The following is a 20,887-nucleotide window of genomic DNA, read 5'->3' as shown; positions in this document are numbered from 1 at the left end:
ACGGCCAGATTGGCTTATTGACCGAACAGACCGTTGAGCGTCGCGCCGCTTGCGGCACCGTTAAAGCCGTCGAACCGGCCTTCAGCGAGGGCGGTGGCGGCGCTCATGAAACCGCCCCACGCGGTGCGGGCCAGCGCGCCGCCGACGCTCACGCGGCGCACGCCGAGGTTACGCATGTCTTCCAGCGTGAACGGCGAATTGTTGCCGATCAGCACGTTGACGGGCTTCGGGGCGACCGCGGTGACGACGGCACGAATTTGCTCCGGCGTCTGAATTCCCGGCGCGTAGAGGCAATCGGCACCGGCTTCGGCATAGGCCTTGAGCCGGGCAATGGCGTCGTCCAGATCGGGCACGCCTGCGAAGAAGTTCTCTGCACGGCCGACGAGCAGCGTGTCGCCGCCCGTCTCGTCGATGGCGCGGCGCGCGGCTTTCATGCGCTTGAAAGCTTCTTCGATGGGGAACAGCGGCGTATTGATGTCGCCGGTCGAGTCTTCGATCGACAACCCTGCGACGCCGGTCGCAACGGCGAGTTTGACGCTTTCAGCGACGTCTTCAGGCGTGCGTCCGAAGCCGCTTTCGAAGTCGGCGTTGACCGGCAGGTCGGTGGCGGCGACAAGCGCTTTCAGATGGGCGAGTACGGTCTCGCGGGTCACGGCGTTATCAGGGCGGCCTGTCGACCACGCGAAGCCGGAGCTCGTGGAGGCAATGGCTTGAAAGCCTGCATGTTCGAGATAGCGTGCGCTACCCACATCCCACGGGTTGGGGATCACAAAGCAACCGGCTAAGTGCAGTTCACGAAAGGCGGCGCGTTTTTCGGCGGTGCTGCGTGGCATGGCAGTCTCCTCGGGCGGATAGCGGCGGCACTTGAGGCCTCGCGCCAGTGGCCGGTAGCGCCTTGGCGGTCAGTCTCGTGCGCACGTCTGGATGCACGATCATCGCGGTTTTGCCGCACGCTCGCAAGCGGCGGGCGACGGTCTCCACAATCGGCGGCGATAAGGTATTTCGGCATGCTGGTTTTATCTGCCGATGCGCATTCGCGGCTAGCAGTCGGTTTTTTCCAGAAATCGCTCATTTTCCGCCCTGCCCAGCGCGATATTTCTGTCCGGGCGAAACTTCGTCAGGTCGGTGGAATCTCTGGCTACAGAGGGCGGCAAGGCAGCATTGGTGGCCGCTAACGTGTTCGGCTCGCGGTAATTCACGGTAAGGCGCGAGGAAACAAGTTTTTTGTGGCAACGCGGGAATAAGCGCGCTTCAACGGGCGTTATGCAATCATCTTCCCCAGTTTTTCAGGATGCCTGTCGTGAATTCACTGCCCCCATCGTCTGCTTCTTCGTCGCCTCGTCAAACGCGCGGTATTGCGCTCTATGAGGACGCCAAATACACGCGCGTTGCCATGCTCTTGCATTGGGCCGTTGCGCTCTTGATGCTCGGCAATGTCGCCATCGGACAAACCATCGCGCTGCTCTCCGACGCCACGCTCGAAAAGATCGATGTGCGCTTTTGGATCGATCTTCATAAATCCATCGGTATTACCGTGCTCGGGTTGGCCATCTTGCGCATTTTGTGGCGCGCAACGCACCGGCCGCCCGCGCTCTCGCATGTCTTCGCGTCGTGGGAGCGGGCCAGCGCGCATTTGGTGCACTGGCTGCTCTACGTGCTGATCTTCGCGCTGCCGCTCTCTGGCTGGGCGCACGATTCGGCATGGGTGGCGGCGTCGACGCATCCGCTGGTGCTCTTCGGCGTGATTCCGTTCCCGCGCATGGGGTTTTTGATGGCCATGAGCGATGCGAGCAAAGACTATTGGCACGACGTGCTCGGCAACGTGCACACCTACTGCGCTTATGCGTTGTACGCGTTGCTCGCGCTGCACATCGGCGGGGCGCTCAAGCATCAATGGATCGACCGCCACTCGGTGCTGAACCGGATGCTGCCATGAGCATGGAAGTCACGGAAATCACGAAAGCGAGTCGGCTCGAAGCGGCCCGCGAACGGCATTCGCCGCGCTTCACGTTGCCTGCGACGCCGTTAGCGAGTTGGCTGGTGCATGGCGCAGTGGCGGTGCTTTGGTGCCTGCTGTTCGCGCAAGCGTTTTTTCTCAAGGGCGTATTCGCGTGGGGCACTGGCGTGGCGTACGTGGTGTACGACACGGTGCTGCTGGCGTTCGTGTTCTGGAAGGCGCGGAGGCTCATGCGGCCCGACCCGGATGATGCCGAGCCCGCCGCCGCAAACATGGCGGCAGCGCACGCCGAAACTCTCACGATGGGCGTCGTCGTCGCCGCCCACAATGAGGCGGCAGCATTGCCGGTGACGTTGCAAGCGCTGATGGCGCAGCAACGTGTGCCCGACCTGATCGTCATTGCCGACGATGGCTCACGCGATGGCACGGTGGCGTTGCTGACCGAGCGCTATGGCCTGACGGATCCGGGCGAGGGGGCACTCAGCGCGCCGAGCCGCACGCATCCGAACCTGCGCTGGTTGCGCGTGCCGCATGGCGGCAAGGCGCGTGCGCTCAATGCAGCGCTGGTAGGCGTCGACACGGACATTGTGATGACGGTCGACGCCGACACATTGCTCGATGCCGGTGCGTGTGCCGCCATGCACGACGCCTTCGTGCGCCGTCCAAATCTTGTGGCAGCGACGGGCGTGCTCACGCCCGTGTGCGGTCAGACGATGAGCGCGCGCGTGTTGCAGTTCTTTCAAACCTACGAATACATCCGCAACTTCATTTCGCGCTTTGCATGGATGCGGGCCGATGGACTGTTGCTGATCTCCGGCGCGTTTGCTTGCTTTCGCCGCGACGCGGTCGTTGCCGTGGGCGGCTTCGATCCCGCGTGTCTGGTCGAGGACTACGAGCTCATTCACCGCCTGCGCCGCTATTCCGTGAACCATGCGCTGGGCTGGGACGTGCGTGTGATCGGTGGGGCGCAGGCGCTGACCGATGCGCCCGGCACGCTCACGAGCTTCTTGCGCCAGCGGCGTCGCTGGTTCGCGGGCTTTCTGCAAACGCAGTATTGGTATCGCGACATGGTGGGTAATGGCCGCTACGGGAATCTCGGCCGGTTGATGCTGCCGGTGAAAGCGTTCGATACGCTGCAACCGATCTACGGCCTCACAGCATTCGCGTTGCTCGTCACGTTCGTTTGCGAAGGACATTACGGCGTGGTGCTGCCGGTGTCGGGCATCATCTTGGGCAAGATCGTCATCGATCTGGGCTTTCATCTTTGGTCGGTGCACGCATACCGCCGCTGGACCGGGCACCGCACCGGCACGAGCCTCGGTCTGGCGTTTGTCGCTGCGGTGCTCGAGCCGTTCTCGTTTCAACTGATGCGGCACGTTGGGGCGGCGCTAGGCTGGGGGCATTTCCTGACGGGACGGCAGCATTGGGGGATTCAGGTGCGACGGGGTATTCTCTCGGGAGAGCGCGGCACGTCGGTCCCCCGCGACGGTTGACGCTCCCTCCTGTTCCCTGACCCCTGACGTTTTTCTGACGGCGACCCCGACCCGATGATGCGATCTCTGACGTGGCTGGCGATGGCGGGTGCCCTTGGCGGCGTGCTGAGCCTTGCTGGGTGCAGCACACCGGTGGCGAAACCCGCTGGCCCCGATTACGCGGCACTCGGCGGCGCAGCCGAAGTGCGCGGCGATTGGGACGATGCACGCCGCAACTTCGGGCAAGCGGTGTTGGTGGCCGACCAGACCGGCTGGCCCGCGTCGCAGCGCGCTGCCATGCATTACGACTACGGCCGGGCGCTGGGCGTGACGTGCTACTACACCGAAGCCGAGCGCGAACTGAGCCTGGCCTACGACCTCGATATTCTCACCGGGCAATACCGGTATCCGGCCCTTGTCGAGCTGGGCCGCCTGGCCCTTGCTCAGCGTCAGTTTGCGCAATCGGCGAACAACTTTTCGCGGGCGCTTGGCTCGCTCGACCGGACGCAGGCGGTGCGACATGCGCCGTTTGCTTATGCGGAACTGCTCGACGATTACGCGCTGGCGCTGGGCGGTATGGGTGATGCCGAAGCGGCCACGCGTGTTATCGACCGTGCTGCCAAGGTGCGCGCGGGGTTGACGAGCCAGTACACGCAAGCGACTTCGCGCACACCTTACGGCACCCAATGCGGGAAGTTCGCCGCCGGGGCTGCCGAGCCAAGCCGGGCGGAATAGGTGAAATAGGGGGAATAAGGCAGGCACGGCGAAGCGGGACGGCGCGCGTGCCATAATTCGCCCAATTCCTCTTTTTTACTGCATTGCGGCCGGGTTCCGCTTCCTTGATCAATCTTCTCGTTCCCCTCGAAAAAGCCGGTGATTTCGACGAAATCATCGATGTGCGCACGCCATTGGAGTTTGCGGAAGACCATATGCCGGGGGCGATCAACGCGCCGGTGCTGAGCAACGAGGAGCGCGCCATCGTCGGCACGATGTACAAGCAGGTGTCGCCGTTCGAAGCCACCCGCGTTGGGGCCGCCATGGTCGCGCGCAACATCGCCGCCCATCTCGAAACCACCTTTGCCGACCGGCCCCGCAACTGGCGCCCGCTGGTGTACTGCTGGCGTGGCGGCAAGCGCTCGGGGTCGATGACTGTCTGGATGAACCTGATCGGCTGGCGCGCGCGACAACTCGATGGCGGCTACAAGGCTTACCGCCGCGATGTCGTGGCCTCGCTCGACACCTTGCCGCCGACGTTGAAGTACGTGGTGCTGGCAGGGCATACGGGCACCGGCAAGACGCGCTTGCTGCATGCGCTCGCGGACATCGGAGCGCAAACGCTTGATCTTGAGCGCTTGGCAATGCATCGCGGGTCGTTGCTTGGGGCGATGCCAGATGCCCCGCAGCCGTCGCAAAAATCGTTCGACACCGCGCTGGTTGGCACATTGCGTGCGTTCGATGCGCAGCGTCCCGTGTTCGTCGAAGCGGAGAGCCGTCGCATCGGGCTGATTTCGTTGCCTGAGTCGCTGATGACGTCATTGCGCGGCACGACATGTGTCGAAGTCCGTACGCCGCACGAGATGCGTGTCGATCTGCTGCTGGAGGATTACGGACACCTCTTCGCGCAACCGGCTTATTTCCGCGCGCAGTTGCTCAAGCTGGTGCCGTTGCACGGGCATGCGGTGGTGGGGGAGTGGCTCGACTTACTCGATGCGCAACGTCGGCGCGAGTTGTTCGAAGTGCTTGTAACGAAGCACTATGATCCGGCCTATTCACGCAGTTCGCGCAAGATGCTGAATGGCCCGCCGCGCGCGATGCCTTTTGCCTTCGAGCCGTTGGTGCCCGACTTGCGGGCGCAGGCGCAGGCCCTGCTGGCCTGCGTGGGGACCGGTGAGGCGAGCGACGAGGCAACCGGTGCACAGGGCACCGATCACCTCACGTCAGCCGACACGCATCACTGACCTGTCGGCTAACGTCATTCCTTGCGGCCGACTTCGACCGCTTACTTCGACTGAGCGACGGTACCCGTGTAGCTCGCCGATTCCAGCGCGGCTTCACCTTGCTCCGGCTGTTCGAGTTCCAACACCACGTGGCCGACCATCAGGCCCCACGTCACCGAGCTGCGCACGTACTTCGTTTCACCCGAGTCGAGCGCAAAGCTGAGCGTCTTTTCCGTTTCGGTCGACGCGGAGGCCTTGTACTGACCTGCCGGACGATCGACGAAGAAGAAGCCGCCCGGCTTCGACGTGCCGACCACTTCATCATTCAAGCGAATGTCGGGTTGCACTGCCGCGCCGATCGGCGTGGACGAGCGATAGAAATAGACGCGGCCTTCGCCGGTCTTGATCGTCGGGATGGCAGCGGCCATTTCGGCGCGCTTCGGGCCGGAGGCACAGCCCGCGAGGAAAAACGTGGCGGCCATGCCGGCGAGAACGATGCGCGAGACTTGCTTGATGTTCATTGTGATTTTTCTTTGAGGTTAAGAGAAACAACGGTGGAAAGCGGTGAGTAGGTGGTTTCGCCCGGCAGATAGAAGCCCACGAGCTTCTCATCCTTCACGACGAGCCACGCCTCGTGAACCTGACTGCCTTCGACCGTCAGAATGCGGCCGACCGGACGATAGACGCTGCCCTGCGTGACGCTGCCGGCCTCTTTCCAGACCGAGTCCTTGGGCAGGACGCGCTCGTAACCTGTGTCGAGCTTGAACGTGACCGGCGCTTGCAGCGCGAATAAGCGGGCGTTATCGAGTGAGATGCGGGTGAGCGTCGCGGGCGTTGTCGCAACGCTTGCACACCCGCCCAATGTGAGGCCCATCGCTACCGTGAATGCTGTGATTGCGGTGCGTGCGCGCAGGCGCGACGAAGCCGCAGGCGGCGCGCTGGCGCGCGAGCCTGATGAAATGTGTGCCATGTTTTTTGTGAAGCCGTTATCTGACGCTGTTGTTATCGTTTTACCCAGCATCGCGCCGGGCGACTGCAAGGACTACTTACGGCATCGGTATTGGACGTGTCGGCCTAAGGTTGCCTGAACATCACTTTTGATTTCTTGGCAGGCAGCGCATCGTCCCCGAATTGACTTGATGCGTGGACCTGTCGGCGTGACGTCGAATCCCGAACGCGATATTACGTCCGGATTCGATTCTCGTGAAGTGGGAGAGGCGTAGTTGCTTCGGGTTGCGATGTATTTTCGAGACAGACTTGACGAAAATAGCCGCCGAATGCCAGCGATCACCGGCATTCGGCGCCATGGTCGGCTGATGGCCTCACTTCACCGGCAGGCAGATGCGCGTCTGCAATTCGGCCGCCGGGGTGGTACGCGGGTCGTTGAGATACTGCTCGAACATCGGAAAGTCCGCCGGTTCCAGGCCACTGTTCGGCAGCCATTCGGAGAAAAGCCAGCTGTAGGGCTTGCTCATCTCGTTGTAGGGCCCGGTATAGGTCAGAATCGCGCAGCGTCCGGCAGGAATGTCGAAGCGCTCGAGGTCGCGGCCGACGTCGGCATCGGGAGCCACCGACATGCCCGCCAGCGAGCGCAACTGGTCGGTGGGCACTTGTTCCGGGTCGTCGAAATACACACCGAAACCGGTCGCTTCCGGGCGGGCCAGTCCGAGTGCCCCGGCGAGCATGAAAGCGCGCACGAAGACCGGGCCAATCTCTTGATAGTCGCCTGCGTGCTTGAGCACGGCGAGCGTCGTGGCGGGAAACGATTCGATGCTGATGGGATACATGCTTAGCTCCTTAGGGTCGAGGGGTCCGGAGCGAGCATCGCGGTAGCGTCCCGGCGGCATGCCGAAGAACGCCCCGAAGGCCCGGTTGAAGGCGGCGTCCGACGCATAGCCGGCACGCGATGCCACAACACGCACGGAATCCTCCGACCCTGCCAGCGCGACGGCTGCGCGGTGCATCCGAATGCGTTGCACGGTGCCGTTCACCGTCTCGCCCATCAAGGCGCGATAGATGCGGTGAAAGTGGTACGGCGACAAGCAGGCCAAATCCGCCAATTGGTAAAGATCGGGGGCGGTGTCGGGATGACTGGCCAGCCATTGCAGCACGGGCTCCATGCGTTCGGCGTATCGAATGCGGGTCTCGGGTTTCTTCATATGCGCTCCTTGATGAGCAATGTATCCACGGGCGGTTTGCCGATTTTGCTGTTTTGGGATCAGGCTTCGCGCTTGTAGGATTTTTCACGGTTTTTTGGCTTTTATGCAATGACGTTCCCTACGCAGCCGTAACATCGCGCCTCTTTTCATCGGAGGCATCATGATGCGACCTATGTTGGCGGAAGGTATCGGGACGTTCTGGCTGGTGTTTGGCGGCTGTGGCAGTGCCGTGCTGGCGGCCGCGTTTCCGCAATTGGGTATCGGCTTTGCTGGCGTCGCGCTGGCATTTGGCTTGAGCGTGCTGACCATGGCATACGCCGTCGGTCATATCTCCGGCGGGCATTTCAACCCGGCTGTGACGCTGGGGCAGTGGGCGGGTGGATTGTTCCCGGCCAATCGCATTGCGCCTTATGTGGTGGCACAGGTCGTTGGTGGCGTCGTCGCGGCGGGCGTGCTGTTCGTCATTGCAAGCGGGCTGCCCGGCTTCGACGCCGCAGCGTCGGGCTTCGCATCGAATGGGTACGGGGCGCATTCGCCAGGAAAATTTGCGCTGGCCGCGTGCTTGTTGATCGAACTGGTGCTCACGGCAGTGTTCGTGGTGATCATCAACGGCGTCGTGTCGCGCCCGTCGCTAGCGGCAGTGGCCCCGATTGCGATCGGCTTGGCGCTCACCCTGATTCACCTGATCTCGATTCCGGTCACCAACACGTCGGTGAACCCCGCGCGTAGCACCGCCGCAGCGATTTTTCAGGGCGGCTGGGCAATAGAGCAACTGTGGATGTTCTGGCTGATGCCGTTGCTTGGCGGCGTTATTGGCGGCGCAGTGTCGCGTGGCTTGCGCACGGCTGAGTCGGCGAACCGCCGGGGCCGAGGCGGGCTGATGTCAAACGCCCGATAAGAACGTATCGGACGTATCAAACAACATGCGGGCAGCGAGGCTGCCCGCCTGAGTTTCAGCCAATCCACGCGGAATTGCGAATCACGCTACAGAAATTGCCGCGATGGAAATGCGGGTCTTTGTCGGCCAGCACATCGGCCTTGACGTTACCGAACGTCGTTTCCGGCTTGTGCTTGATGCCGTCGTAGAACGCCTGAATGATGTCTTCCTTGAAATGCGCCGTGCGCGGATGCGCATGCACGACGGCTTCGCGCTCGACGTCGGTGTACTCGGGATAGGTCAAGCCCAGTACATCCATTTCGACGCCCGCCGTGACCAGCGCGATCAACGGGTGCATGTGCTGCGGAATGCCGGGGGTGGTGTGCAGTGCAATGGCGGTCCACACGAGGTCGATATCCTGTTGCGAAATACCTTTGCTCTTGAGGAAATCGCTGGCGGCATTGGCACCGTCGACTTCGAATCGCTCGCAGGCGCTGCTGTGTTGGTGCGTGAGCCCCATGTCGTGAAACATGCAGCCGCAGTACAGCAGTTCGGGGTCGAACTTCAGCCCGCGATGCTGACCGGCGAGCGCAGCGAAATAGAACACTCGGCTTGAGTGGTGGAACAGCAAGGGCGACGCCGTGTCGCGAACAATCTCGGTAATTTCACGGGCGAACTGGCTATCGGGAACGGCAATACCGGCAATGGCGGCAGACATAAGAGACCTCCAGAAGGGAACGAATCGAACAGTTCCATTCTGGACAGCGGCGCTTCGCATCGCCACCGGCGCGCGGTGCCCGTTTCCGCCAGATACGTGTTCATGTCGGCCAGCGCGTGGGTGCGCCGAGCGCGAATGCCGATGTGTTCAGTCGAGGTCGATCTTCGGAAGATTTGCCACCAGCGCGTCGATCGCACAGCGCGTTTTCAGCGGCATATAAGGCGTTTTCGGCCACACCGCATGGATCGCCAGCGGCCGCACGCCGCATCGCTCCCTTAGCGCTACCAGCTCACCCGAGGCGACGTAGCGTGCCATCAACCAGCACGGCAACTGCACCAGCCCCAGACCGGCAACCCCCGCGCCAGCAATCGCCTGCACATCGTCGAGACTGAGTTGCGGCTTGATCTGCAACTCACGCTCCACGCCTTGCGCGTCGTACATGCGCCAAGTGCTCACAACGCCCGCCCGGGAATACATCACGCCCGCATGCCCGGCAAAGTCGTCGATATCGACAGGGCTGCCGTGCTTCGCCAAATAGGCGGGCGAGCCGCCGATGCTCACGTCCTGAATGCCCAGACGCCGCGCCGCAAGGCTCGTGCTGTCGCGAAGCTCGCCAATGCGGACCGCAAGGTCGATGTTCTCTTCCACGAGATCGACGGCCCGGTCGGTGAAGGAGATATCGATCTGAAGTTCGGGGTGCTGGCGCGCGAGGTCGAACAGCACCGGCGCCACGCAGTGATGGCCGAAGGCAATGGGCGCACTCACGCGCAAACGCCCGCGCGGCTCGCCGTGGCCGCTGTCTAGCTCGGCTTCACCCGCTTCGAGTTCTGCAAGCGCGCGCACGCATCGATCGTAATAGGCCTGCCCGGCTTCCGTGAGGGTTTGACTGCGCGTGGTGCGGTGGAGCAAGCGCGCCCCCAACCGGTCTTCGAGGCGCGTAATGACCTTGCCGATGGCCGAGCGTGTGAGGTTCAGCCGCTCGGCTGCCAGCGTGAAGCTGCCTGCCTCGACCACTTGAACGAAGACGGCGACGCCGTCGAGATTGATCGACATATTCGGTCCTTGTGGTCGCAATTTATGGGAAAAACTGTCAGCAATGGGGAATCTTGTTCCCGATATAGTACAGCCAAGACGCAACTGTCGAGCACCCGTTGTTGTGCTTCGGTTGCGAATGGCGCCCACGGGCCAACACTTCTTTTCGCGATACCCATGACTGCCTCTCGAACTTCCAAGAACCACCTCGCGCTCGCTGCGATATGCCTGACATCGCTGATGTTCGGCCTAGAAATTTCGAGCGTGCCGACGGTCCTCCCCACCCTTGAGAGCGTGTTGCACGCGGACTTCAAGGCCCTGCAATGGATCATGAACGCCTACACGCTGGCCTGTACCACCGTCCTGATGGCGACGGGCACGCTGGCCGACCGCTTCGGGCGCCGACGTGTTTATGTGGCCAGCATCGTGGTGTTCGCGGTGACGTCGCTTATCTGCGGATTGGCGCAAAGCGCCTCTGTGTTGATCGTCAGCCGCTTTCTGCAAGGCGTGGGCGGCGGCGCGATGTTGATTTGTATGGTGGCGGTGTTGTCGCACCAATTTCGCGAGGGGCGTGAGCGCAGCCGGGCGTTCGGTGCTTGGGGGATCGTCTTCGGCAGCGGGCTGGGGTTTGGCCCCATCGTCGGCGGTTTGATCGTTGCGGTGTCCAGTTGGCAGTGGGTCTTTCTCATCCACGTGGTGATTGCGATGGTGGCGCTCGGCCTCGTCTTTGCAGGTGTGCAGGAGTCGCGCGACCCGCATGCCGAGCATCTAGATGTGCCGGGCATCGTGACGTTGTCGCTCTCGACGTTCGGCCTCGTCTACTACATCACGCAGGGGCCAGACTTTGGTTTTAACAGCCCCACGGGGTTGAGCATCATCGCGGCAACGGTGTTGAGTTTCATCGCGTTTCTTATCGTCGAGAAGCGCAATCCCCGGCCGATGTTCGACTTTTCGGTCTTCCGTATTCGTGCCTTTTCCGGTGCGATGTTTGGCTCGATGGGGATGAATTTCAGCTACTGGCCGTTCATCGTTTATCTGCCGATCTACTTTCAAGGCGCGCTCGGCTACAGCAGCGTGAACACCGGGTTATCGCTGCTGGCGTATACCGTGCCGACGCTCGTGGTGCCGCCGTTTGCCGAACGTCTGGCGCTTCGCATCGGCGCACATCGGGTGATTCCGCTGGGGATGTTCACGATCGGTCTTGGTTTCTTGTTGATGCGTTTCGGCATCGATATGGCGCATGCCAGTTGGCTCACAGTGTTGCCGGGATGCGTGTTGTGCGGGGCAGGGCTGGGAATGACCAACACGCCGGTGACGAACACGGCAACGGGGGCCGTGTCCTCGAACCGTGCTGGCATGGCGTCTGGCATCGACATGAGTGCGCGATTGATCAGTCTGGCCATCAACATCGCGGTGATGGGCTTCGTGTTGCTCGAAGGGGTGAGTGCTTATCTCACGCGTGCGTTGCCAGCGTCGACCGATGCGCTATCGCTGCGCTGGCTTGCCGAGAAGGTTGCCGCGGGCAATCTCGATCAACTCGCGCAAGGGAATGCTGCACTGGCCGTTGCCGACCCGAACGGTGCCATCGTTCACGCGGCGCTCGTGCACGGTTTCGGCGTGGTGATGTGGTACGGCGTGATCGGCGCGTGGGCGATGGCCGCATTGAGTGCGGTGGCGTTCGGCGCGGGGTCGCTACAGCCGAAGCGGGCGCTTGAAGGGGAGGCGCATCCGCCGGGTTTGTAGGCAGAGCTGGTGCCCACGAACTATCGGCTCACTTTCGAAAGTACGACTTGCTTCCGTTGTCGGAATAGCAAAAAGTACCGCCTCGCGGACCGGTACAAAACTTTCCGCTGCGACAATTGCATTCGTTATCGACGGTCGGTGACAGCGGCTTTGCGGTCAACGATAGCGCGCGAGCGCTTGAATCATTGCAAATGCGTTTCGATGCACTTATCGACCCATCTCTGCAAAGGAACTGTTCGCCGACACAATGATCGATGCCGCCCTTCTTTCCGGAGCATGGATAGTTCGTCGCATTGGCAGTCACCGTGAAAAACGCCATGACCAATAAAAGGCTAAGACGCATCGTAGTCCTTATCGAAAATTGGGAAATAATACGCCGAGTTTTCGATATTTAATGACGCCGCTTCTCTTTTCCTTCTTTATTTCGTTCATTGGCCAATCAATAAAAAAGCGCCCCGAGCATTTCACTCGGGGCGCTTTTTTACGCGAAGTAACGGCAGAACCGGTCAGAACCGACCTGCCGTAACCTCACCGCAGGCTTACGCCTTGACGGTGTCGGCGACTTCCTTGAAGTCAGCGATTTGATCGAAGTTCATGTACTGATAGATCTTGTCGCTGTTGGCCGTGAGCACGCCCATGTCGGCCATGTACTCTTCCTTGCTCGGAATCTTGCCCAGACGCGAGCAGATAGCGGCCAGTTCCGCCGAGCCAAGGTACACGTTCGTGTTCTTGCCCAGACGGTTCGGGAAGTTACGGGTCGACGTCGACATGACCGTGGCACCTTCGCGCACTTGTGCCTGGTTACCCATGCACAGCGAGCAGCCCGGCATTTCGGTGCGGGCACCGGCCGTGCCGAACACGCCGTAGTGGCCTTCTTCGGTCAGTTGCTTCTGGTCCATCTTGGTCGGCGGGGCCACCCACAGCTTCACCGGGATGTCGCGCTTGCCTTCGAGCAGCTTCGACGCGGCGCGGAAGTGGCCAATGTTGGTCATGCACGAGCCGATGAATACTTCGTCGATCTTGGCGCCAGCCACGTCCGACAGCGTCTTCACATCATCCGGGTCGTTCGGGCAGGCCACGATCGGCTCATGGATGTCGGCCAGATCGATCTCGATCACGGCAGCGTATTCAGCGTCGGCATCCGGCGACAGCAGTTGCGGGTCGGCCAGCCATTGCTCCATGCCAGCGATACGGCGTTGCAGGCTGCGCGGGTCTTGGTAACCCTCGGCGATCATCCACTTCAGCAGCGTGATATTGCTGTTGATGTACTCGATGATCGGATCCTTGTTCAGGTGAACCGTGCAACCGGCGGCCGAACGCTCAGCCGAGGCGTCCGACAATTCGAACGCTTGCTCGACCTTCAGATCGGGCAGGCCTTCGATTTCGAGAATACGGCCCGAGAAGATGTTCTTCTTGCCTTGCTTGGCCACCGTCAGCATGCCTTGCTTGATGGCGTACAGCGGAATGGCGTTGACCAGATCGCGCAGCGTCACGCCCGGCTGCATCTTGCCCTTGAAGCGGACCAGCACCGATTCCGGCATGTCCAGCGGCATCGTGCCGGTAGCTGCCGCGAAGGCGACCAGACCCGAGCCTGCCGGGAAGCTGATGCCGATCGGGAAACGGGTGTGCGAGTCGCCGCCCGTGCCCACCGTGTCGGGCAGCAGCATGCGGTTGAGCCACGAGTGGATCACGCCGTCGCCCGGGCGCAGCGAGATACCGCCGCGGTTGCTGATGAAGTTCGGCAGGGTGTGGTGCGTCTTCACGTCCACCGGCTTCGGATAAGCGGCGGTGTGGCAGAACGACTGCATGACGAGGTCGGCCGAGAAGCCCAGGCAGGCCAGATCCTTCAGTTCGTCACGGGTCATCGGGCCCGTGGTGTCTTGCGAGCCGACCGAGGTCATCTTCGGTTCGCAGTACGTGCCCGGACGCACGCCTTGACCTTCCGGCAGACCGCAAGCGCGGCCAACCATCTTCTGTGCCAGCGAGAAGCCACGGCCGCTGTTGACCGGCTGCTGCGGCAGGCGGAACAGCGTCGACGGGGCCAGACCCAGCGCTTCACGCGCCTTGGCGGTCAGGCCTCGGCCGATGATCAGGGGAATACGGCCACCGGCGCGCACTTCGTCGAACAGCACGTCCGACTTGACTTGGAATTCAGCGATGACTTCGCCGTTCTTGAGGGCTTTGCCGTCGTACGGGCGCAGCTCAACCACGTCGCCCATTTCCATCTGCGACACGTCGAGTTCGATCGGCAGGGCGCCGGCATCTTCCATCGTGTTGTAGAAGATCGGAGCGATCTTGCTGCCCAGACACACGCCACCGAAACGCTTGTTCGGCACGAACGGGATGTCTTCGCCCGTGAACCACAGCACCGAGTTGGTCGCCGACTTACGCGACGAGCCAGTACCGACCACATCGCCCACGTAGGCGACCAGATGGCCCTTTTCCTTCAGCGATTCAATGAACTTGATCGGGCCGCGCTTGCCGTCTTCTTCCGGGGTGATGCCGGGGCGAGCGTTCTTGAGCATCGCGAGCGCGTGCATCGGGATGTCCGGGCGCGTGGTCGCATCCGGGGCCGGCGACAGGTCGTCGGTGTTGGTTTCGCCCGTGACCTTGAAAACGGTGATCGTCAGGCTTTGCGGCACTTCCGGACGGCTGGTGAACCATTCGGCGTCGGCCCAGCTTTGCAGCACGGCCTTTGCGTTGGCGTTGCCCTTGTCGGCCAGTTCCTTGACGTCGTGGAACTGATCGAACATCAGCAGGGTTTTCTTCAGCGCGTCGGCGGCAACGGTGCCCACTTCGGCGTCGGCGAGCAGTTCGATGAGCGGGGCGATGTTATAGCCGCCGAGCATCGTGCCGAGCAGTTCGGTGGCACGGGCGCGCGAGATCAGCGAGCAAGCGGTCTGGCCCTTGGCCACGGCGGCCAGGAAGCCGGCCTTCACGCGGGCGGCTTCGTCGACGCCGGCGGGCACGCGGTGCGTGATCAGGTCGACCAGCGTTTGTTCTTCACCTGCGGGCGGGTTCGTCAGCAGTTCCACCAGTTCGGCGGTCTGTTGCGCCGACAGCGGCAGGGGGGGAATACCGAGTGCGGCGCGTTCGGCCACGTGAGCACGAAAGTTTTCAAGCATTTGGGGACCTGCTGGTATTGAGTTTCGGGGGGAGACCTTGTGAGCCTCCAAGGGTGTTCCGGGCAGTACTTTGTCCGCGATTTTAGTCCCCACGACTCATAAGGTCAAATGTCTTATGTCTTATATAAGAGTTGAAAAGCAACACTGACCGTCTGGACACCACTGTGTTCCGTGGCGAAGCCACATGCTGGGCACCTGCGACCTATACTTTTTAAGCGACTTTGTTCGCAAGAAGGAGGAGAGAGTCATGGCCCGAAAATACATCGATTGCCGGGAATTCCCGAGCGAAACGAACTGCTCGGTCGCCCTGTGTGCCGATTCTGAAGGTGAACTGTTGGAGGCTGCCGTGCAGCACGCGATCACGGTTCACAAGCACACCGATTCGCCGGAGTTGCGCTCGCAATTGAAAACACTTTTCCACGACGGCACCCCGCCCGTCGAAGCACCGCCGCGCGGTTAAATAGCGTCACACAGTCACCCAAGACGACACCCACAGTCGCGCCCCTTTTTAAGCGGGCAAAACCTTAGAGATTTATCGAGTCTCCCTGCGATTGCCTCAGGCCTGGGCCACACAGCATGAGGTGTCTTATGGCTAAGTTATCTACCGAAGCCATCGGCGCGCTAAGCGCGTCCGTCAGAGGCCGGGTGTTGCTGCCCGGCGACCCCGATTTCGATTCGTCACGACGGCTTTGGAATGCGATGATCGACCGCCATCCGGCCGTGATCGCACGCTGCGCGGGCGTCGCTGACGTTCGCTGCGCCGTGAATTTCGCACGCGAAAACCACTTGCCGCTCGCCGTGCGTGGCGGCGCGCACAACATCGCAGGCACGGCGGCGTGCGACGACGGGCTGATGATCGACTTGTCGCCAATGAAGTCCGTGCGCGTCGATCCGGCAGCGCGTCGAGCCTTTGTCGAACCGGGTGCCACGCTGCGCGATTTCGACCACGAGGCACAGGCGTTCGGCCTCGCGACACCGCTCGGTATCAACTCGACCACCGGCGTGTCGGGTTTGACGCTCGGCGGCGGGTTCGGCTGGCTGACCCGGAAATACGGCATGACCGTCGATAATCTCGTGTCGGCGGATGTCGTGACTGCCGCCGGGGAACTGGTGCACACCGCCGCCGATGCGCATGAGGACCTCTTCTGGGCGATTCGCGGCGGCGGTGGCAATTTCGGCGTCGTCACGATGTTCGAGTTTGCGCTGCACCGTGTCGGTCCCGAAGTGTACGGCGGGCTGGTGGTGTTGCCGTTGGCGGAGGCGAAAGATGCACTCCAACGCTATCGCGTCGCCGCGCGCGATATGCCAGACGAGCTTTCCGTATGGGCGGTGTTGCGCCTTGCACCGCCGTTGCCGTTTCTGCCAGAGGAGGTCCACGGCAAGCCGATGGTCGCGTTTGCGAGCTGTTACACCGGTGCCCTTGAAGACGGCCCGGCGGCGCTCGAGGCGGTGCGCCACTTCGGCACCCCGTATGGCGAGCACCTCGGCCCGATGCCGTACGCCATGTGGCAACAGGCGTTCGATCCGCTGTTGACCCCGGGTGCGCGCAATTACTGGAAGTCGCACAATCTCGCCGACTTGCCGGACGGACTGCTGGACGTATTGATCGACGCGATCGGCAGGCTGCCGTCGCCGCAATGCGAAATTTTCTTTGGACAGATTGGAGGGCAAGCCAGCCGCTATACGGAGGAGGCTACGGCTTACCCGAGCCGGAGTACCCAATATGTCATGAACGTGCACGGGCGCTGGGAAGACCCGGGCGACGATGCGCGCTGCATCGCGTGGGCACGCGCGTTCTTCGACGCGGCGGCGCCTTTTGCACTGGGTAGCGCTTACGTCAATTTCCTCACGCAGGACGAAGCGGAGCGGGTCGGCGCAGCCTATGGCCCGAACTACGAGCGTCTCGTAGCGGCGAAAACCCGGTATGACCCGCACAACCTGTTCCACCACAACCAGAACATCAAGCCTGCTGGTGTGTAGCGCTCGAAGCGGAGGGCTCGGGCGGGGGCGTCGTCGATGTCTGCCCCAGTAGCGGCGGTGCGAAAGATGCGGTAGCGTTGCGCGGAATTTGTTGGACTGCACTATCCACGTAAGCTGTCATTAGAACAACGCATCGGGGGAGGCTGCTATGAAACGGGGTTGGGGGCTTGGCGGGGTGTTGACGAGCGCGCTGCTGCTTGCGGCATGTACGTTACCGGGAGTAACGACCGACAAAACACTAAGTGCGGTGGGCTATCTGCCGCCGACAACGGGCGAAATACCGCTCAAGACAGGACCGACGGCGCAGACGTTCGACTATCCGGTCATGTTCGGTACGACGCGAAAGGCATTGCCCGCCGGGGCGGGCTTTTCCGACGATCGGGATGAGGCGCTGCACTATGGCCGCGTTTTCGTGACCATCCCCAAGAACCACCGGACGGGGTCGTTGGGCTCCACGCTCGGGACGGTGATGGGGACGGATCCAAAGCTAACCGTGAGCCGATTCGAGTCGGTCCAAAGCGAAGCGCAATTCCTTGCCCTTGCGCAACGCGCGCTTCAGCCGGTCACCGGGCCTGAGAACGGGTATGTCGTGGTGTTCATCCACGGCTACAACAACTCGTTCAACGCTGCGGCATTGCGCGCGGCGCAACTGGGGGCGGATCTGGATATCCCCGCGAACAACATGTTCATGTTTTCGTGGGCGGCGCGAAGCGATGTCATCAAGTACACCTTCGACGAGGCCACCGTCGATGCCAGCGAAGTCTATTTCCGTTCGTTCCTGAATACGGTTGCGCAGGCGGCGCATGGGCGAAAGATTCACATCGTGGCGCACAGCATGGGGAACCGGGCGTTGCTGCGCGTGATTGCGTCCGGGGTGAATGCGGTGTCGTCGGATCGGGGGATTCGATTCGGCCAGATCATTCTCGCTGCGGCCGATGTCGACCGGGATCTGTTTGCCCAACTTGGGCCCAATTACTTGAAGGTGGCGGACAGGACGACGGTTTATCTGTCGCCGTACGATTTTGCGGTGGCGGCATCGAGCCATGTTCACGACTATCCGCGGGTCGGATGCGGGACGGCGCCTCAAGTGATCGTTCCCGGCATCGACAACGTGGTGTCGAACCTGCCGGACGACTTCCCCTCGCATGCCTACTTTGCCGAGACGCTTCCCCTGCTCACGGACATCAAGAACCTAATGCTGCGCAATACGCCAGCGCGATCCGGTGACAAGTGGCGCTGGGCGAACGGCTATTGGACCGTCGGCGGAGACGCCAACAGCGCCAAGGTGGTCTGCCGCACGCGCAATACGTTGATGCCTGCGGCACGGTAACCCTGCGTCAGGTTGTCGTCGCCCACGGCAAGCGGGGGAGGCTATCGAGAGACGGGGCTCTGCTTCGACTCGCCCAGTGCTAGGTCGAAGCAGAACTGACGGACCGTCTCGAGCACGGGAGACTGCGTGCGCCCCTCCAGCGTGATGAACGCGTACTGTGCGCTGGCGGCCTCTGGTAGATCGAGGGGCACGACCGAGATATCGCCGCTGTTCAGCCACGCACGCGCTGTCGCGATGACGCCGAAGAAAACGGCGTCTGTTGTCAGCACTGTTTCGATCAGCGCAGCAACCGAGTCAGACGACGCACGCAGCAAATGCGCAGGATGCGCATCGGGACCGAAACGCTGCACGAGTTCGCGCGAAATCTCGTCACTGAGCATGGTCCCCACCACCGGGTACTGCATCAGATCGGCAAACTCCACCTTGCGTCGCTTCGACAACGGATGACCGCGCCGACACAAGAAGCCTGACTGCACGCTGCCAAGTAACTGGACGTGAAGGTCTTCCTGCGGCGCGATGGCACGCGAGTGCACCAGCAGCGCATCGAACGTGCGTTCGCGCAGCGCTGCGAGCTGTGCTTCCGGGCTGCCTGTCGACAGGTGAATGCCCACGTGCGGATAGTCACGCAGCATGTACGACAGCAATGGCCCGGCGAACATCGCATTGGGCGCTGATCCCAACCCGAGACGAACCGTTCCGCCATCGCCCTGCACGAGCAACTGAGCGGTGTGCTTCAAGTCGACCGAGTCCGACACGATCTTGCGCGCCCGCTCTGCCACCAACACGCCAAACGGTGTGAGTTCGTTGCGCTTCCCAATGCGGTCGATCAACCGCACCCCGAGTTCCTGCTCAAGCATCTGGATGCTGCGGCTCAAGGCGGGCTGCGTGAGATGGAGTGCCTCCGACGCTCTGCTGAAGGAGCCTGTCTCGACCAACGCCAGAAAGTGTTCAAGGTGATGCAAGTTCATCGCGAAATCCAGTGCGAGGGCGGGATGCGTTGCGTCATTCTCTCAGACTGGTATCAGGAAATGTAATTAAAATTACAAAAATAATGCATTGGACACATGGTTTTTGGGTTCCTAACATGAGCCATCACTTAGCGGCCTGCGAAGCCGATCATTCATCGATGGAGACACCCGTGGTCCAACGCGTACTGGAATTCCTTGAAACCGAACACGATGCGATTTTGTCGCGCCTGAAGACTTATCTGCGCATCCCGAGCGTCAGCCCCGATCCGGCATTCGGCGTGCACATGGCGCATGCACGGCAATATCTCGCCGCTCGCTTGAGCGACATCGGTCTGGCCAATATTCGTGAATTGGACGGCGGCGGCGAACCTGCCGTCTATGGCGAATGGCTCGGCGCGCCCGGCAAGCCGACAGTGCTGATCTACGGGCATTACGACGTGCAGCCCGAAGACCCTATCGAGCTTTGGAAGAGTCCGCCGTTCGAGCCGACCGAGCGCGACGGTTGCCTGTTTGCGCGTGGCGCGTCCGATGTGAAAGGGCCAACCAGCATTGCGCTGGAGGTTGTCGCGGCATTTCTAGCCGTGGCCGGTGGCTGCCCGGTCAACGTGAAGGTTTTTCTCGAAGGCGAGGAAGAAACCGGGAGCCCGACGCTCGCGGAAATCATCACGCGACATCGCGAGTTGCTCAGCGTGGATGCGGTGCTGTCTGCCGATGGTGGCCGCGCGAGCGCCGTCGTGCCGACCATCAACACCGGCGCACGCGGCAACGGGCAGTTGGAGTTTCGTATTCAGACGGCGGTGAAAGATTTGCACTCCGGGCGATATGGCGGATGCGTGCGCAACGCGCTGCACGAGATGGCGAGACTCGTGAGTTCGCTTCACGATAGCGATGGCGCGGTCGCCGTCGAGGGCTTTTACGCCGATGCCAAGACGCCGACATCGCTGCAACGATCCGACACCGCGGCATTTCCGTTCGATGAAAACGCGTTCATTGCCGACGTGGCCGCCAGCCATCACGGTGAGCCGGGCTTCACGCTGCGCGAACAGGTGACGCTGCGTCCGGCGCTCGATGTGAACGGGATGTGGGGCGGCTACACCGGGCAGGGCGGCAAGACGATCATTCCCAACGTCGCGACGGCAAAGCTCACGGTGCGATTGGTCGAGGGGCAGCAGTCGAAGGATGTTCTCGGGCACGTCGTGCAGCACCTGCGTCGCCATTGTCCTGAGGGCGTGTCGCTCGAAATTCTCCATCAACATAACGGGGCTCCGGCTTCATCGTTGCCGTCGTGGCATCCGCTGGTGCGCGCCACGCAAACGGTGCTGCGCAACGAGACGGGCCGCGAGCCGATACAGGTGCGGCTTGGTGCAAGTGTGCCGATCACCGCGATTTTCAAATCGATGCTGGGGATCGAAACGCTCATGTTCGGCTACAACCTGCCCGACGAAGATGTGCACGCACCGAATGAGTTTTTCCGCCTCCGCTCGATCGGTGAAGGGCTTCGCGGCTGGTCGCTTCTGCTCGACGAACTGGGCCGCTACGAGATTCCGGCCTTCCACACTGAAAGCGCTCGACAACGATAAGAACGTCAG

Annotated in this window: 18 protein-coding genes; 10 read left to right on the top strand and 8 right to left on the bottom strand. The window is 61.9% G+C overall.

Going from position 1 to position 20,887, the window contains the following annotated elements:
- Positions 1 to 14: 14 nt before the first annotated feature.
- Positions 15 to 833: an isocitrate lyase/PEP mutase family protein gene (locus PPN31114_RS19835; RefSeq protein WP_150681248.1), complete on the bottom strand. Its 819-nt coding sequence runs from the start codon at positions 831 to 833 to the stop codon at positions 15 to 17.
- Positions 834 to 1,393: 560 nt separating this feature from the next.
- On the opposite strand from PPN31114_RS19835, the gene PPN31114_RS19830 reads away from it, so the two are divergent.
- From PPN31114_RS19830 to mnmH, 4 genes are all read left to right on the top strand, one after another.
- Positions 1,394 to 1,936, top strand: coding sequence for a cytochrome b (locus PPN31114_RS19830; RefSeq protein WP_246182697.1), 543 nt, complete (start codon positions 1,394 to 1,396; stop codon positions 1,934 to 1,936).
- Positions 1,933 to 3,450 (top strand): glycosyltransferase family 2 protein, encoded by a 1,518-nt coding sequence (locus PPN31114_RS19825; RefSeq protein ID WP_150681246.1) that lies wholly within the window; start codon positions 1,933 to 1,935, stop codon positions 3,448 to 3,450. Before PPN31114_RS19830 ends, PPN31114_RS19825 begins: the two co-directional genes overlap by 4 nt.
- Positions 3,451 to 3,504: 54 nt before the next feature.
- The gene (locus PPN31114_RS19820; protein ID WP_150681245.1) at positions 3,505 to 4,164 is read left to right on the top strand and encodes a hypothetical protein; all 660 of its coding nucleotides are present in this window, start codon (positions 3,505 to 3,507) and stop codon (positions 4,162 to 4,164) included.
- 104 nt (positions 4,165 to 4,268) lie between these two features.
- The gene (mnmH, locus tag PPN31114_RS19815) at positions 4,269 to 5,387 is read left to right on the top strand and encodes a tRNA 2-selenouridine(34) synthase MnmH (protein WP_174988268.1); all 1,119 of its coding nucleotides are present in this window, start codon (positions 4,269 to 4,271) and stop codon (positions 5,385 to 5,387) included.
- A gap of 41 nt (positions 5,388 to 5,428) precedes the next feature.
- Here the strand turns inward: mnmH and PPN31114_RS19810 are convergent, their stop codons facing one another.
- From PPN31114_RS19810 to PPN31114_RS19800, 3 genes are all read right to left on the bottom strand, one after another.
- Positions 5,429 to 5,881, bottom strand: coding sequence for a DUF2846 domain-containing protein (locus PPN31114_RS19810; protein WP_370865909.1), 453 nt, complete (start codon positions 5,879 to 5,881; stop codon positions 5,429 to 5,431).
- A gap of 2 nt (positions 5,882 to 5,883) precedes the next feature.
- Positions 5,884 to 6,405 carry a hypothetical protein gene (locus PPN31114_RS19805; RefSeq protein ID WP_246182659.1) on the bottom strand — a complete coding sequence of 174 codons (522 nt, stop codon included), beginning with the start codon at positions 6,403 to 6,405 and terminating at the stop codon, positions 5,884 to 5,886.
- 283 nt (positions 6,406 to 6,688) lie between these two features.
- Positions 6,689 to 7,525 (bottom strand): AraC family transcriptional regulator, encoded by an 837-nt coding sequence (locus PPN31114_RS19800; protein WP_150681243.1) that lies wholly within the window; start codon positions 7,523 to 7,525, stop codon positions 6,689 to 6,691.
- A 160-nt stretch (positions 7,526 to 7,685) separates the two neighbouring features.
- On the opposite strand from PPN31114_RS19800, the gene aqpZ reads away from it, so the two are divergent.
- Positions 7,686 to 8,423, top strand: a complete 738-nt coding sequence (gene aqpZ / locus PPN31114_RS19795) for an aquaporin Z (protein WP_150681242.1) — start codon at positions 7,686 to 7,688, stop codon at positions 8,421 to 8,423.
- Between the two features lie 55 nt (positions 8,424 to 8,478).
- Here the strand turns inward: aqpZ and PPN31114_RS19790 are convergent, their stop codons facing one another.
- Both PPN31114_RS19790 and PPN31114_RS19785 read right to left on the bottom strand, forming a co-directional pair.
- Positions 8,479 to 9,120, bottom strand: a complete 642-nt coding sequence (locus PPN31114_RS19790; RefSeq protein ID WP_150681241.1) for an HD domain-containing protein — start codon at positions 9,118 to 9,120, stop codon at positions 8,479 to 8,481.
- A gap of 147 nt (positions 9,121 to 9,267) precedes the next feature.
- Entirely contained in the window at positions 9,268 to 10,173 is a 906-nt protein-coding gene (locus tag PPN31114_RS19785) for a LysR family transcriptional regulator (RefSeq protein WP_150681240.1), read from the bottom strand.
- 156 nt (positions 10,174 to 10,329) lie between these two features.
- Between PPN31114_RS19785 and PPN31114_RS19780 the strand changes: the two genes are divergently transcribed.
- On the top strand, positions 10,330 to 11,895 hold the full coding sequence (locus PPN31114_RS19780; protein WP_150681239.1) for an MFS transporter: 1,566 nt from the start codon (positions 10,330 to 10,332) through the stop codon (positions 11,893 to 11,895).
- 539 nt (positions 11,896 to 12,434) lie between these two features.
- Here PPN31114_RS19780 and acnB read toward each other — a convergent pair.
- Positions 12,435 to 15,020: a bifunctional aconitate hydratase 2/2-methylisocitrate dehydratase gene (gene acnB, locus PPN31114_RS19770; protein ID WP_150681238.1), complete on the bottom strand. Its 2,586-nt coding sequence runs from the start codon at positions 15,018 to 15,020 to the stop codon at positions 12,435 to 12,437.
- Positions 15,021 to 15,267: 247 nt separating this feature from the next.
- On the opposite strand from acnB, the gene PPN31114_RS19765 reads away from it, so the two are divergent.
- The 3 genes from PPN31114_RS19765 to PPN31114_RS19755 all read left to right on the top strand — a co-directional run bounded on the left by PPN31114_RS19765 (position 15,268) and on the right by PPN31114_RS19755 (position 18,330).
- On the top strand, positions 15,268 to 15,480 hold the full coding sequence (locus tag PPN31114_RS19765; RefSeq protein ID WP_150681237.1) for a DUF1059 domain-containing protein: 213 nt from the start codon (positions 15,268 to 15,270) through the stop codon (positions 15,478 to 15,480).
- Between the two features lie 128 nt (positions 15,481 to 15,608).
- Positions 15,609 to 17,000 carry an FAD-binding oxidoreductase gene (locus PPN31114_RS19760; RefSeq protein WP_150681236.1) on the top strand — a complete coding sequence of 464 codons (1,392 nt, stop codon included), beginning with the start codon at positions 15,609 to 15,611 and terminating at the stop codon, positions 16,998 to 17,000.
- A gap of 148 nt (positions 17,001 to 17,148) precedes the next feature.
- Positions 17,149 to 18,330, top strand: coding sequence for an alpha/beta hydrolase (locus tag PPN31114_RS19755; RefSeq protein WP_150681235.1), 1,182 nt, complete (start codon positions 17,149 to 17,151; stop codon positions 18,328 to 18,330).
- A 41-nt stretch (positions 18,331 to 18,371) separates the two neighbouring features.
- On the opposite strand, the gene PPN31114_RS19750 is transcribed toward PPN31114_RS19755, so the two are convergent.
- Entirely contained in the window at positions 18,372 to 19,298 is a 927-nt protein-coding gene (locus PPN31114_RS19750) for a LysR family transcriptional regulator (protein WP_150681234.1), read from the bottom strand.
- Positions 19,299 to 19,468: 170 nt separating this feature from the next.
- Between PPN31114_RS19750 and PPN31114_RS19745 the strand changes: the two genes are divergently transcribed.
- The gene (locus tag PPN31114_RS19745; RefSeq protein WP_246182658.1) at positions 19,469 to 20,878 is read left to right on the top strand and encodes a dipeptidase; all 1,410 of its coding nucleotides are present in this window, start codon (positions 19,469 to 19,471) and stop codon (positions 20,876 to 20,878) included.
- Positions 20,879 to 20,887 lie beyond the last annotated feature (9 nt).

The sequence above is a fragment of the Pandoraea pneumonica genome (assembly GCF_902459645.1).
GTDB lineage: Bacteria > Pseudomonadota > Gammaproteobacteria > Burkholderiales > Burkholderiaceae > Pandoraea > Pandoraea pneumonica.
This window is presented reverse-complemented; position numbering and strand designations above follow the sequence as displayed.